The organism is Methylobacterium sp. FF17, assembly GCF_025813715.1.
Taxonomy (GTDB): domain Bacteria; phylum Pseudomonadota; class Alphaproteobacteria; order Rhizobiales; family Beijerinckiaceae; genus Methylobacterium; species Methylobacterium flocculans.
This window is the reverse complement of sequence record NZ_CP107532.1, coordinates 5,226,703-5,241,225: the sequence shown is the minus strand read 5'-3', so window position 1 is coordinate 5,241,225 and position 14,523 is coordinate 5,226,703. Positions and strand designations below refer to the sequence as shown.

Below are 14,523 nucleotides of genomic sequence, written 5' to 3'. Positions count from 1 at the left end.
GAAGCCCGGCCGATGCTGCGCTTTCTCGTCCAGCGCCTCGCACTCGCGATCCCCACCCTGGTGATCGCCTCGATGATCATCTTCGTGCTCCAGCAGCTCCTGCCCGGCGACACCGCCACGGCCCTGTCGGGCGAGGAGCGCGACCCGGAGGTGATCGCCTTCATCCGGCAGAAGTACCACCTCGATCAGCCGCTGCCCGTGCGCTACGCGCTCTGGGCCGGCGGGGTTCTCCAAGGCGATCTCGGCGAGTCGATCCGCCTGCAGAAGCCGGTCCTCGACCTCGTCGTCGAGAAGTTGCCCGTCACCCTGGAGCTCGCCTGCCTCGCCATGCTGGTGGCCCTCGTCATCGGGGTCCCCATGGGCATCCTCTCGGCGGTCAAGCGCGGCCAGATCGCCGACACCCTCGCCAACGGGATCGCCCTGTGGGGCCTCTCCGTGCCGAACTTCTGGCTCGGCATCCTGATGATCCTGCTGTTCTCGGTCCATCTCGGCTGGCTGCCGGCGTCCGGCTACGTCTCGCCGTTCGAGAGCCTGTCCGACAACCTGCGCGCCATGGCGATGCCGGCCTTCGTGCTCGGCAACGCCATCGCCGCGGTGATGATGCGCCATACCCGTGCGGCGATGCTGGGAGTCCTGGGCTCGGACTACGTCCGTACCGCCCGGGCCAAGGGCGTCTCGCCGCTGCGCCTCATCCTGCGCCACGCTCTGCCGAACGCCGCCATTCCCATCATCACCCTCGGCGCCCTCGAATTCGGACAGCTCCTGTCGGGCGCGGTGCTGACGGAGCAGGTCTTCTCCGTGCCGGGCTTCGGCAAGCTCATGGTCGATGCGGTGCTCAACCGCGACTACGCCACCGTGCAGGGCGTCGTGATCTGCACCGCCACCACCTACGTCCTCCTCAATCTCGGGGCCGATCTCCTGGCCGCCTTCGTCAACCCGAAGCTGCGCCGCGCATGAGCGACCTTGGCCTCGCCGAAGCAGCTGTCGGGCTTCCCGCCGCCGCCCAGATCCGGATCGAGCCCAGCCCGATCCGAGAGTTCTGGGGTCGCCTTGCCGCGCGTCCCACCGCCATGGTCGGCCTCGTCATCGTGGTCGCCCTCATGATCATGGCCGTGTTCGCCGATTGGATCGCCCCCTACGATCCCATCGCCACGGACTGGGGCGCCATCCGGAGCCCCCCGAGCCTCGCGCACCCCTTCGGCACCGACGAGGTCGGGCACGACGTCCTCTCGCGGATCATCTTCGGCGCACGCGCGTCCCTCGGCGCCGGCCTCACCTCCGTGGCCCTGGCGGTGGCGCTCGGCCTGCCGTTCGGCCTCGTGGCGGGCTATGCCGGCGGCCTCCTCGACATGCTGATCATGCGCCTCACCGACGCGCTGCTCGCGATCCCGTTCCTCATCCTCGCCATCGCGCTCGCGGCCTTCCTCGGGCCCAGCCTCACCAACGCCATGGTGGCCATCGGCCTTTCGGCGACCTCGACCTTCGTGCGCCTCACCCGCGCCCAGGTGCAGGCGGTGGCGGCCGAGGAATTCATCGAGGCGGCCCGCGCCGTGGGCAACCCGCCCTGGCGGATCGCGCTGCGCCACATCGTGCCCAACATCGTCCCCGCGATCCTGGTGCAGGCGACGCTGACCATCGCGGCCGCGATCATCGCCGAGGCGAGCCTGTCCTTCCTCGGTCTCGGCCAGCAGCCGCCGGACCCGTCCTGGGGCTCGATGCTCAACGTCGCCAAGAACTTCCTCGAACAGGCACCCTGGATGGCGATCTGGCCCGGGGCCTCGATCTTCCTCGCGGTGCTGGCCTTCAACCTCCTGGGCGACGGCCTGCGCGACGCCCTCGACCCGCGCCAGAGGAGCTGATCATGGCGGAACTCCGAGCGAGCCCCGGACCCGCCCCTCTCCTCGAGGTACGTGACCTCGGCGTCGCCTTCGACGGGGAAGGCGGCGCCCTCCACGCCGTCAACGGCGTCTCCTACACCCTGCACGAGGGCGAGACCCTCGGCATCGTCGGGGAATCGGGCTCGGGCAAGAGCGTGCACGTGCTGGCGATGCTGGGGCTGATCCCGCGCCCGCCCGGCCGCATCACCGGGGGCCAAGTGCTGTTCGAGGGGCGCGATCTCCTGGCCATTCCGGAGCGCGAACTGCGGAAGGTCCGGGGCGGGAAGATCGGCTTCGTGTTCCAGGACCCGATGAGTTCGCTCAATCCGGGCATGACGGTGGCCGCCCAGATCGTCGAGCCCCTGCGCATCCATCTCGGCCTCGACGGCCGCGCCGCGCGGGCGCGCGCGAAAGATCTCCTCGACCTCGTGCGCATCCCCAACGCGGCCGCGCGCCTCGACCAGTACCCGCATGAGTTTTCCGGCGGCCAACGCCAGCGGGTGATGATCGCCGTGGGCCTGTCCTGCCGCCCCAAGCTGCTCATTGCCGACGAGGCGACGACCGCGCTGGACGTCACCGTCCAGGCCGAGATCATCGCCCTGGTGCAGGAGCTCAAACGCGAGATCGGCATGGCGATCCTCTGGATCACCCACGACCTCGGCGTGGTGGCCGGCATCGCCGACACGGTGCAGGTGATGTATGCCGGCCGCATCCTCGAGCGCGGCCCGGTGGACAGCATCTTTCGCGATCCCCGCAGCGCCTACACCCTGGGGCTCCTGCGCTCCCTACCCGATCTCAGCCGAGGTCGGGCTGGGCGAAAGCGCCTGCACCAGATCGATGGTGCGCCGCCGGACATGCGCGATCCGCCGCCGGGCGATCCCTTCGCCCCGCGCAACGCCTACGCCACCCCGCGCTGCCGGCGGGAGCCGCCCCCGCTCGCCCAGGCGCCGGGCGCCACGCCGGGTCACCTCGTGGCCGCGTGGTACGACCTGCCGGCGATCCTCGCCGCCGAGGAGCCCGCGCGATGAAGCCCGTGACCTCCGCCGGCTATCCGCTCCTGTCCGTGCGCAACCTGAGCAAGCACTACCCTCTGCGCCACTGGTGGGGCGGGCAGGGTTCGGTCTTCAGGGCCGTCGAGGATGTCAGCTTCGACATCCGCCCCGGCGAGACCCTCGGACTGGTCGGCGAGTCCGGTTCCGGCAAGTCCACCATCGGCCGGGCCGTGACCATGCTGAACCCGCCGACCTCCGGCACCGTCGCGTTCGAGGGCGCGGACCTCGCCCGGCTCCCGCCCCGCGAGATGCGCCGGATGCGCGCCCGCGTCCAGACCGTGTTCCAGGACCCCTACGGCGCCCTCAATCCGCGCATGAGCGTGGGCGACTACGTGGCCGAGCCCTTCAAGCTCCATCGCCCCAAGGTCGGCCGGGCGGAGCGGCGCGACGAGGTCGAGGGCCTGTTCGCCCGCGTCGGCCTCGATCCGCGCTTCGCGCGGCGTTACCCGCACCAGTTCTCGGGCGGGCAGCGCCAGCGCATCTGCATCGCCCGCGCCATCGCGTTGAAGCCGAGCTTCATCGTGGCCGACGAGCCCATCGCCGCACTCGACGTCTCGATCCAGGCCCAGGTGGTGAACCTGCTGCAGGATCTGCAGGATGAACTCGGCATCTCCTACCTGTTCATCTCCCACGACCTGCGCATGGTGCGCTACCTCTGCCAGCGGGTCGCCGTGCTCTGGCGCGGCCGCATCGTCGAACTCGCCGAGGCGGACGCCCTCTACGACGACCCGCGCCACCTCTATACGCGGCGCCTCCTCAGCGCCGTGCCCGTGCCGAATCCGGCGGAGGAGCGCGCCCGCCTGCGTGCCGCCGCCGGGATGCTGCCCATGAGCCCGGATGCGGGCGGCGCCCTCGTCGAGGTCGCCCCCGGCCACTGGGTCGCGGGCGGCGATACCCCCGCGTAAGGACCTGTTGCCGTGAGAGACTTCTCGAAGCCGGGGCGCTCCCCCGTCTATGCCGCGAACGCGGCGGTCGCGACTTCCCACCCCCTTGCCTCCCTGGCGGCCATCGAGGTCCTGAAGGCCGGGGGCAACGCGGTCGATGCCGCCATCGCGGCGGTGGCGGTGCAGGGTGTGGTCGAGCCGGCCATGACCGGCATCGGCGGCGACTGCTTCGCGCTCTACGCGCCGAAGGGAGCGTGCGTGCCCCTCGCCCTCAACGGCTCCGGCCGCAGCCCGACTGCCGCGCACGATGCTTGGTACCTCGACAACGACGTGGCCATCGGGCCGACCTCGCCCCATGCCGTGACGGTTCCGGGCGCCATCGCGGCCTGGGCGAAGTTGCTGGCGGATCACGGAACCCGCACCTTAGGCGAGTTGCTGCAGCCGGCGATCGCTTACGCCGAGGACGGCTACCCGGTGCAGCCGCGCGTCGCCTACGACTGGGCGCGCAACCGCGACAAGTTGCGAGCCGATCCGGGCTCGGCCGCCGCCTACCTCGTCGACGGCGAGGCCCCGGCGGTCGGTACGATGATGCGCCACCCGAGGCTCGCCGCCACCCTGCGGCGCATCGCCGAGCACGGACCGGCCGGCTTCTATGAGGGGCCGGTGGCCGAGGACATGGTGCGCACCTTGCGCGAACGCGGCGGCCTGCACACGCTGGAGGATTTCGCCAGCGCGGCGCCCGAATACGTGACCCCGATCTCGACGCGCTACCGGGGCTACGACGTTTACGAATGTCCCCCCAGCGGCCAGGGCCTCGCCGCCCTGATGATGCTGAACGTCCTGTCGCAGTACGACGTCGGCGCGCTCTCGGAACTCGACCGGGTCCACCTCTTCGCGGAGGCCTGCAAGCAGGCCTACCATCACCGCGACGCCCTGTTCGCCGACCCCGTGGTGAACGCGGTGCCGGTGGAGCACCTGCTTTCGCAGGCCTGGCAGGCGCGGGCGCACGGCGCCATCGACATGGCGCGCGCACAGGCGCCCGTACTCTGGCCGGAGGTCCGGCACACCGACACGGTCTATCTCTGCGTTGTCGACCGCGACGGCAACGCGATCTCGCTGATCAACTCGATCTTCCAGGGCTTCGGCAGCGGCATCACCGCGCCGGAAAGCGGCGTGCTCCTGCACAATCGCGGCTACTCCTTCCGGGTCGAGCCCGGCCACCCGAACACCATCGGCCCCGCGAAACGCCCGATGCACACCATCATCCCCGGCATGCTGATGCGCGACGGCGCCGCCGTGGCGCCCTTCGGCGTGATGGGTGGGCACTACCAGGCCATGGGCCATGTCGAACTCCTCACCGGTCTCATCGACCGCGGCCTTGACGTGCAGGAAGCTCTCGATGCACCGCGCAGCTTCGCCTATGGAGGCGGCATCGAACTGGAGGGCGGCTTCGCACCGGGCCTCGCCGAGGCCCTTGCGGCGCGCGGCCACCTCACGGTACCGGCCGTAGGTCCGATCGGGGGCGGCCAGGTGATCTGGATCGACCCGGCCACGGGGATGCGCGCCGCCGGCTCCGACCCCCGCAAGGACGGCCTCGCCCTCGGCTATTGAGAGGCTCGGCGAAGCGGCATGGCGCGCGCATCCCGCGGAATGCCCTTCGAGGAGAGCATCTGACACGCGTCGTTTCCGGTGGCTCGGTGCGTTCGCAGGCCTCGGCAGGACGGCGTCGAGCGCAGTGACGCGCGCACGGCTCGGCTGGCATCCGACGGGCTGAGAACGGAAAAGGCGGCCCGTGGGCCGCCTTTCGCTGCTGTGTGTCGGCTGTCGACAGCATCGGGGGCGTGATCCCGGATCCCGGGGCAGCGCCACCCTTGATCGGCTCAGAACCGGTAGGTGAAGTTGCCCTTCACGGCATGATCCTGGGCGCGATCCCCGACCTGACCCGTATAGGCGACGCCGAGGGTCGTACCGCGTCCGACGAGCACATCGAGACCCGCTTCCGCCACCAGGGCATCCCGGTCGATCGGCAGGCCCGCCGTCAGGAAGGCCGGACCCGTGCCGAAGGCCAGCAGGGCTTTGGGCACGACGTCCCCGTAGGCCCGCCGATACCCGACAAGGGCACGGGCCGAGACGGGTGCGCCGAAGCCGAGGTCGAGATTGGCCTGCCCTCTGAGACCCACCGTCGAAGTCCCGATATCGTAATCCTGCGCGGCTCCCGTCAGCGCGGCGAACCCACCGGTCTCGGCCAGACGATCCCGGCCGATGCTGACGATGGCGCCGCCCACGAAGGGTTCGATGTAGGAGAGCGCGAAGACCGACGGCGACTGGCCCGGCGTGCCCGCGAAGGCGAAGCGGTAGCCGAGTTCGCCGAAGCCCTGGATCGTCTCGCCGCCTGTGCGCGCGGAGGCACTGTCGCTCAGGCCGGCGAACGAGACGCTCCGACGCAGACGCGCGGCGTTGTCAGCGTAGACCGCACCGAGGCGCAGCGAGACCGCTCCGAATTCGTAGCCGCCGTAGACGCCGCCGAAGCCACTCTCGATGGTTCCCGATTGCAGGCTGCCGGGCGTATCGAGCCCGGTGTTGGAGTAGCCGCCGGCAACGCCGATCCGGATCCCGTTCTCGAGCCGGGCATCGGCACCGAGCACGAAACCGCTGGTCTGGCGCGAGAGACTGGCGGCATTGCCGTCCGTGTGGGCCTGACCGAAGCTGCCGAAGCCCTGGCCCCAGACACCGAACACACGGGGGTCCATGACCCGCATCGGCACCGGAGCGGCCCGGCCGGGCAGGTCCGCGTTGTAGGTCGCCGGCAGGAGGCCATAATCGGTCACCTCGGTCGAGCCCGGCGTCGGCCCCCAGCGCAGGCGGTCGAGGATCGCCTCGCGCACGAAGAAGGCGGTCTCGAATTCCGTCGAAACCAGGCTGGCGTGAATGTCACCGGACAGGGATTGGAACGCACCGCGTGCGCTGGCCGGGTCGGTGGTGACCAGGATGGACTCGTAGATCCGGTTGCCGGCGCCGAGCCCCTCGACGCCCGCACCCACCGAGGCCTGGTTTCGCGTGGCGCCCACCGAGGCGAAGGTGGTGCCGTTGCGGGCCACCGACAGGTCGATGCTGTTGGCGCCGTAGGACAGGTCCGTGCCGATGAAGGTGTAGCGCGGCGTGGTCACGTCGAAGCGCCCGCTCACCCCGCCATCGGCGGTGAGGATGGTATAGCGCTGCCCGAGGAGACTACGGGTCTCGGCCGGGCTCAAGGGGGTGAGCGCGTTCTCCAGGGAGACCGAAACGGTGCCGCCGCCGATCTGGGCGGCACCTGCCGCCGCGATGCGGTCGCTGCGGCCGGCCGCGACCTCGACGGCGTAGGTGGAGCCTGCCGCGAAGGCGACGTTCCCCGCCACGTTGAGGGTCCCGATCGAGTTGCCGGGCGCCACGGTGCCGCCCTGCGCCACGCTGAGGCCGCCGATGCGGCCGGTGCCGCCGAGCGTGCCGCCCGCATTGACGTTGGCGATGGAGGTGATCGAGCCGTTCACCGCCAGCAGGCCGCCGTTCACCTCGGTGGTGCCGCTATAGGTGCTGTTCCCCGTCAGTTGCAGGGCGCCGTCGCCGGACTTCGTCAGGCCGCCGGCATAGGTCCGGGTGAGGAAGGCCTGATCGCGTGCGACCCGCCAGCCATATTCGGCCTGATCGTCCGCCGACGCCGTGGCGGGAAGACCGTTGGTCCAGCCGCGCGCGACCTTGGTCTGCTCCCAGGCGGCATGCTCGGCGGTGTCCTCGACGAAGCGCTGGCGCAAGGCGGCATCGGAGATGTCGTTCGACCACGTATCGGACACGCCGGCGCCGAGATTGGCGTTGAAGCGGCCAAGGAACTGGCCGGGGCCGTTCATCGCCCGCCCGAGGTCGATCTTGCCCCAACCGAAGGTCTCGTTCGGCACATCCGCCGGGCCGCTGCCGAGATGGGTCGCGGTGGTGAGCAGGACGTCGCGCGCCTGCTCGTTGGTCATGTAGGCGTAGCGCTCCATCACCAGCGCCAACGCGCCGCTGACGTGCGGGGCCGACATCGACGTGCCGCTCTTCGAGCCGTAGCCAGCCGCGCCGGTGGTGAGGCTCACCACGGTCGAGTTGATGCTGCGGCCGGGCGCGGCGATGCACCAGTACTTCGCCACGCCGCAGCGGTTGAACTGGGTCTGATCGGCGCTATTGAGGCCCGAGGCGGCGATCCAGTCCTTCTCGAGGTCGGGCTGGAAGTAGGGCAGGGCCGCGCGGATCGTCGGATTGTTGACCCCGGCATTGCCGGCGGCGACGACCTGGATCACCCCGGCGCGACCGGCTTCCGCGATGGCGTCGAGCCAGCTGAGCTGGCGCGTGAACGGAGCGTAGGCCGCGGTGAGCCCCGCCAGCGTGTTGTAGTTGTCGCGCGGGGGCGGGCTGCCCCAGGAGCTGTTGATCAGCCGCGCGCCCTGCGCCACGAGGTTGCCATAGGCGCCCTTGAAGTAGTTGTAGTCCGCATTGGGACCGTAGATCGACGAGTCGGTGCCATTGGTGTTGGTGGCGACCAACTGCGCCCCGAAGGCGACGCCGTGCATGCCCGTACCGTCGCGGTTGGCCACGATGGTGCCGTCGACGTGAGTGCCGTGGTCGTCGTTGATGCCCCGCACCCAGGTGCCCGGCACGGAATACGTCTGGCCGGCGGTGAAGAAGTCCGAGCGCGTCGTGCCGTTGTCATAGCGGAAGCTGCTGGACGCGTAGCTGCCCGTGTTGGTGATCGCGGTCGCTCGACCGGCGAACTCCGGGTGCGTCCCGAGGAACCCGGAATCGACCGACCCCACCAGGATACCTTTGCCGGTGATGCCACGGGCATAGGCCTGATCCGCGTTCATCGACGCCTTGCCGTAGTCAGCAAGATATTCGGGCGTGCGCCAGCTCGCGACATCTCCGACCCGGCCCGGATCCTGGTAGCCGGCCGTCTGGCCAAGCGCTGCGTGAGAAACACCGGCGCACAAGAAGAAGCTCAGTCCAGCAGCACGCAAGGGCTGCAGACGCGAGTGGTCCGACATGAAAATCTCCAAATCACGTATAGGATTTGCTGCCGCAACGCGTGCAGGCTATCGAACGCGCCTACAGACTCAAAAAGTAAGCAAAAATTGCTTAAAATCGAGTCTGTTTTTGTATTCCGTGCGTCCTCACACAGATTTGTATCTTCACAGTTTCTTGGCGTTCAAGACGCTAATCCATGAAATAACGTGATAGAAATCCCGTGTTGCCTGCGGGCAACATTCCGATCCGGCGCAGCGTCAGATTAGCGCCAGAGGCAACCGGATGCTCCTGTGAGGAATGATGCGCCACGGTGGTGATCGCCATCGATCGGGCGCAGGGCATCCAGGATATCGCCGCTGCGCCGACGGGGTCTTCAGGTGTCCGCCTGAGCCAGGGGACATCGTCGTGAGGCGATCCTCCCTGATGGAGGATGCCAACCCTGGCCCCCTTCGTCGCTCGCGATGCTTCGCGTGATTACCGGACTCGACCGGATTCAGTGCGGCCTCTGCGGAATGGAAGCGGGCCCTGCCGTGAGAGCGTCTTCGGGCCGGCGCGCGAAGCCATGCGCGGCCGGACAGGTCTGCGTCGTGGGGAGCACGCCCGCCCGTATCGGGGCCCGGATCGAGCCTGAGTCCGCGCTCGGGCAGGCCGTCACAGATCAGGCGGGCCAGTTGCAGGACCGAACATCCTCGCGTTCGCAATGGGACCTGTTTCAGGGCCCACGTCGAACACCCGAAGCGCTTCTTGACCCGAGGCGGGGAAGGCGGGTGGTGGCGGAGACCTCAGCCGACCTCCGGCGCGTCGGCAGCATTGCCCCGGATCAGGTCGCGGCCGGCATAGATGCCGCCGACGATCTCCATGTCGAGGCGTTCCGAATCGCGACGGCGGACTTCGACCATGGCCGCGCTCGCCGCGTCCGGCTCGTCGCCGATCGTGAGGAGAGCCTGCTCGCCGAAGGCCAGGGCCGACTCGAAGGTCTCCCGAAGCTGGTAGGCGACGCCTGCATGGAGAAGTTCGATCGCGTGTTCGCGATCCCGCGCGCGGGCCAGGACAGGCACGAGCGGGAACTCGGCCTTCGCGATCTCGGCGATGCGCTTGGCGGCCTCCCGGTCGTCGACGCAGATCAGGATCGCGCGCGCCGTGGCGGCCCCGGCCGCATGGAGGATGTCGAGGCGTGTGCCGTCGCCGTAATAGACCTTGAACCCGAACGTCTCGGCGATGCGGATATAGGCGGGGCTGGTGTCGATGATCGAGACCGAGCAGCCCCGCGAGATCAGCGGCTGGCTGACGATCTGCCCGAAGCGGCCGAAGCCGATGATCAGGGCGCTGCCGACGAGGTTCTCCGGCACCTCGACCCCATCGGTCGAGACCGACGGCTTGGGACCGATGCGGTCGAAGGCGATCACCATGAGGGGGGTGACGGCCATCGACAGGATGATTGTGGCCGTCAGGATCGCGTTCGTCGTGCCGTCGATGATGCCTGCGCTCGCCGCAGCCGCATAGAGCACGAAGGCGAACTCGCCGCCCTGGGCCATCAGGGCCGCGCGTTCCAGGGCTTCGGCGTGCGACGCCCGCAGGAGGCGAGCGACTGCGTAGATGACGAGGCTCTTCACGAACATGTAGGCCGCGACCCCGGTCAGGAGCAGCGCCCCGTTCGCTCCGATGACCGTCAGGTCGAGGGACATCCCGACACCGAGGAAGAACAGACCGAGCAGGATGCCGCGGAACGGCTCCACATCGGCTTCGAGTTGGTGGCGGAAGCTCGACTCCGACAGGAGGACGCCCGCCAGGAACGCCCCCATCGCCATGGACAACCCGCCGAGCTGCATGGCGAGGGCGGACCCGAGCACGACCAGCAGGGCCGCCGCCGTCATCACCTCCCGGGCCCTGGCGGCTGCCAGCAGCCGGAACAACGGATTGAGCAACCAGCGTCCAGCCGCGACGAGGGCCGCGATGGAGGCCAGGGCGATCCCGATGGCGACGATGCGGTCCATCGGGCCGGTTTCCCGTCCACCGGGCGCCAGCAGCGCAACGATGGCCAGCAACGGCACGATGGCGAGATCCTCCAGCAACAGGATCGCCACGATGCGCTGGCCCTTCGGGGTCGAGAGTGAGCCGCGCTCCTCGAGGAGTTGCATGACGATCGCCGTGGACGTCAGCACGAAACCGGTCCCCGCCACGAACGCCACGGCGAGGGAGAAGCCCATCGTAGTCCCGACGAGCGTCAGCGCCGCGATGCAGGCCCCGACCTGGGCGAGGCCGAGGCCGAAAATCTCGCGGCGCATGCCCCAGAGGCGGGACGGCTCCATTTCCAGTCCGATGATGAACAGGAACATCACGACACCGAGTTCCGCCACATGCAGGATGGCGTGGGCATCCGAGAACAGGCCGAGTCCGAATGGGCCGATGGCGAGGCCCGCCACGAGGTACCCGAGAACCGAGCCGAGCCCGATACGCTTGAACAGAGGGACCGCGACCACGCCCGCGGCGAGCAAGGCCACGACCTGGACGAGCTCGCTCGCGGCGCCCGATGCTTCGACAGCCATGACGTTTCCCTATCCTTCCGACGAGGCCCGGCTCCCCGCACCGACGGCGGGGGCTCCGAAGGGCTCGGCATGCCCGTGTGTGACGCGGGATGCGGGACCATCGAGATCTCGCATCTCATCGGTTCCTCTCGACGAAGGCGACCGGCGGGCAGCCGCCTCCGGGCTCGAATCAGGGATAGCGGACGGGCGGCGGAGAGTCCGGCAGGGGAATGAACTCGGACTCGCCCGGCACGGTGTCGAAGCGGGCCTGGCGCCAGTCTTCCTTGGCCTGCTCGATCCGCTCGGGACGCGAAGAGACGAAGTTCCACCAGAGATGGCGCGGACCGTCCATGGGCTCGCCGCCCAGCACCATGAAGCGGGCGGCCTGCGTCGCCCGAACGCTGATCCGGTCCCCCGGCCGGAAGACGAGGAGCTGGCCGGGGCCGAACCCATCACCCGCGATCTCGATGGCACCGGACACGGTGTAGATCGCGCGCTCGTCGTAGGTCGGGTCGAGGGGCAGTACCGCCCCGGCATCCAGCGACACGTCGGCATAGACCATCGGGCTCGACGTCCGCACCGGCGACCGGGCGCCGAAAGCCTCGCCGGCGATGAGACGGACGGTCTTGCCCTCACCCGTGAGGGTCGGCAATGCCGCGGCCTCGTAATGCTCGAAGGTGGGTGCGCATTCCTCGTCCTTCGCGCTCAGGGCGACCCACGCCTGAATCCCGAACAGGTTCGAGCCCGTCTGCCGCACGCTGGCGCCGGTGCGCTCGGAATGGGTGATCCCACGCCCGGCAGTCATCCAGTTCAGTTCGCCCGGACGGATCGGAAGCTCAGTGCCCAGGCTGTCCCGGTGCATGATCTCGCCGTCGAACAGATAGGTCACGGTCGACAGGCCGATATGCGGATGGGGCCGCACGTCCATGCCCTGACCGAGCAGGAACTCGGACGGGCCCATCTGATCGAAGAAGACGAAGGGACCGACCATGCGGCACTCGGTGGACGGCAGGGCCCGCCGTACCGCGAAGGAGCCGAGATCCCGCGAGCGGGGCACGATCAGGGTCTTGATCGCGTCGCAGGTGAAGTGGTCGCCCGGAATCGGGTCGTCCGCGCTATGCCAACTCATGGTCCATCCCTCTCCCGTTCGATCCGACGAGGTCCGTTGTCGGTCACGATACGAACCTTATGCGCCTTGCAAAACGGGCGCGAAACAGAAACGATGGAAACCCATCGTTTCCGGAAGTTACCATGCGGCTGCCCGATTTTGAGGCTTGGGCCATCTTCGCCAAGGTCGTGGAAACCGGTTCCTTCGGCCGGACCGCATCCGAACTCGGGTTGTCGAAGGCGACGGTTTCGAAGGCGGTGAGCCGCCTGGAATCCCGTATCGGCGCGCGCCTGTTTCATCGGACCTCGCGCAAGCTCTCGCTGACCGAGGCAGGGCAGGCGGCCAAGGACGGCGCCGCACGCATCCTCTCAGAGGGGGAAGCGGCGGAAGCGGAAGCCTCCGCCGGCGCCTCCGAGCCGCGCGGACTGGTGCGGCTTGCCGCTCCGATGTCGTTCGGCCTACTTCACGTCGCGCCGCAATTGCCGGACTTCCTGACCCGGCACCCTGCCGTGTCCGTCGATCTGCACCTGAGCGACGCCGTGATCGATCTCATCGGCGGCGGGTTCGACGTCGGTCTGCGTATCGCCGCGTTGCCGGATTCCTCGCTGCGAGCCCGCAAGCTCTGCGCCGTCCGCCGTTCCCTCGTGGCGACGCCGAGCTACCTGGAGCGGCACGGCCGGCCGGAGCATCCCGACGACCTCGTTCGGCACGCCTGCCTCGGCTACGCCTATCTGCCGACGCCCGATCGCTGGCGGTTCACGGACGGGGAGGGGGTCGAAGCATCGGTCGTTCCAAAGGGACCCATCCGAGCCAACAACGCGGAGGCGCTGGCCCCTGCTTTGCGGGCGGGGCTCGGTCTCGCGGTGCAGCCGGACTTCATGATCTGGGACGACCTCAGAACGGGTCGTCTGGAGCGGGTTCTGCCGACCTGGTCGTTGCCTCCGATCGCCCTTCACCTCGTCATGCCGCCGGGCGACCTTCGTCCGGCCCGTGTCACGGCGCTGATCACCTATCTGGCCGAGGTGCTGTCCTCGGCCCCCTGGGCCAACTGATCAGCCTCCAAGGTCCGGCTTTCGCGCCGGGACACCCATCGACGCACCGAACGATCTCACCGCGCCTAGCGGAATGCCCCGGCATCGGTTGATTGGCGCCCCGCAATCCCCGTCATCCCGCACGCGGATCGACGGCGCGGCGCGGGATGAGGGAATCCCTCGGAACGCGCCCTGCACGCCCCTACCCGGCAGGAACCACCGCGATTCTGTGCCTGCAGCGCAACACAGGGTGGTCTTCACGAACCCCCGGGACAGGGTAGAGGTCCGGGCCAAGGAAGGACCGGGCCTGTGTTTCCAGCAGGAACACAAAGACTTGGAACGAAGGTGTCCCATCTGTTTAGAAGTCATATAAGGTATTGAAACACTTGCTTAATGTTCCGGTATTCCGTCTTCTCGGGTCCGACGCGACGACGTCGTAGCGGGATGATCCAGAGGTGATTGGAGCCGGTCTCATGCAGCCAGTATCGATCGAGGCGCTGCATCGCCGCGAGGGCGTGAAGTTGCAGCGTTTCCTGCTGCGGCTGCTGGGCAATTCTGCGGATGCCGCCGATGCCCATCAGGAGACCTATCTGCGCATGCTCGCGGCCCTGTCGCGCACGCGGATCGAGCAGCCCTCCGCCTTCCTCTTCCAGGTCGCCAACAACGTCGCCCTGCGGATGCGCAATCGGCAGCGCCTCGAGGATCGGCTGTTCCAGCCCGTGGGCGGCCCTGAGCTGGCGGAGATCGTCGACGGATATGCCTTGCCGGAACGGCAGGCGATCGCGCGTCAGGAACTCCGGCGCCTGGCGGCGGCCATCGATACCCTGCCGGCGCGCTGCCGCGAGGTATTCCTCCTCGTGCGCTTCGAGAGCCTCTCCAACGGTGAGGCCGCCATACGCCTGGGTATCAGCCGCAACATGGTCGAGAAGCATCTCATCAAGGCGCTGCTGCATTGTCGCCACCGCTGCCGCGATCTCCTATGAGGACGCAACGTCAGGAGCCGGGCGTCTCGTTG

Annotated in this window: 10 protein-coding genes; 7 read left to right on the top strand and 3 right to left on the bottom strand. The window is 68.8% G+C overall.

Translation table 11 applies throughout. From position 1 onward, the window contains the following. Positions 1-12 precede the first annotated feature (12 nt). The 5 genes from OF380_RS25090 to ggt are packed head-to-tail and all read left to right on the top strand — an operon-like array spanning position 13 to position 5,424. Positions 13-957: an ABC transporter permease gene (locus OF380_RS25090; protein ID WP_264048342.1), complete on the top strand. Its 945-nt coding sequence runs from the start codon at positions 13-15 to the stop codon at positions 955-957. Continuing rightward, positions 954-1,859: an ABC transporter permease gene (locus OF380_RS25085; RefSeq protein WP_404810510.1), complete on the top strand. Its 906-nt coding sequence runs from the start codon at positions 954-956 to the stop codon at positions 1,857-1,859. The genes OF380_RS25090 and OF380_RS25085 overlap by 4 nt, the downstream gene beginning before the upstream one ends. A gap of 2 nt (positions 1,860-1,861) precedes the next feature. Then, positions 1,862-2,905: an ABC transporter ATP-binding protein gene (locus OF380_RS25080; protein WP_264048340.1), complete on the top strand. Its 1,044-nt coding sequence runs from the start codon at positions 1,862-1,864 to the stop codon at positions 2,903-2,905. Then, on the top strand, positions 2,902-3,834 hold the full coding sequence (locus tag OF380_RS25075) for an ABC transporter ATP-binding protein (RefSeq protein ID WP_264048339.1): 933 nt from the start codon (positions 2,902-2,904) through the stop codon (positions 3,832-3,834). Before OF380_RS25080 ends, OF380_RS25075 begins: the two co-directional genes overlap by 4 nt. Before the next feature lie 12 nt (positions 3,835-3,846). Further along, positions 3,847-5,424, top strand: a complete 1,578-nt coding sequence (gene ggt, locus OF380_RS25070; RefSeq protein WP_264048338.1) for a gamma-glutamyltransferase — start codon at positions 3,847-3,849, stop codon at positions 5,422-5,424. 269 nt (positions 5,425-5,693) lie between these two features. Here the strand turns inward: ggt and OF380_RS28720 are convergent, their stop codons facing one another. The 3 genes from OF380_RS28720 to OF380_RS25045 form a co-directional block, all read right to left on the bottom strand. After that, the gene (locus tag OF380_RS28720; RefSeq protein WP_318784322.1) at positions 5,694-8,864 is read right to left on the bottom strand and encodes an autotransporter domain-containing protein; all 3,171 of its coding nucleotides are present in this window, start codon (positions 8,862-8,864) and stop codon (positions 5,694-5,696) included. 762 nt (positions 8,865-9,626) lie between these two features. Continuing rightward, the gene (locus OF380_RS25050; protein WP_264048337.1) at positions 9,627-11,390 is read right to left on the bottom strand and encodes a monovalent cation:proton antiporter-2 (CPA2) family protein; all 1,764 of its coding nucleotides are present in this window, start codon (positions 11,388-11,390) and stop codon (positions 9,627-9,629) included. Positions 11,391-11,559: 169 nt separating this feature from the next. Next, complete coding sequence (locus OF380_RS25045) at positions 11,560-12,498, bottom strand: pirin family protein (RefSeq protein ID WP_264048336.1); 939 nt, start codon at positions 12,496-12,498, stop codon at positions 11,560-11,562. Positions 12,499-12,620: 122 nt separating this feature from the next. On the opposite strand from OF380_RS25045, the gene OF380_RS25040 reads away from it, so the two are divergent. Together OF380_RS25040 and OF380_RS25035 are read left to right on the top strand one after the other, a co-directional pair. After that, positions 12,621-13,529 carry a LysR family transcriptional regulator gene (locus tag OF380_RS25040; protein ID WP_264048335.1) on the top strand — a complete coding sequence of 303 codons (909 nt, stop codon included), beginning with the start codon at positions 12,621-12,623 and terminating at the stop codon, positions 13,527-13,529. A gap of 452 nt (positions 13,530-13,981) precedes the next feature. Further along, entirely contained in the window at positions 13,982-14,491 is a 510-nt protein-coding gene (locus tag OF380_RS25035) for an RNA polymerase sigma factor (RefSeq protein ID WP_264048334.1), read from the top strand. Positions 14,492-14,523 lie beyond the last annotated feature (32 nt).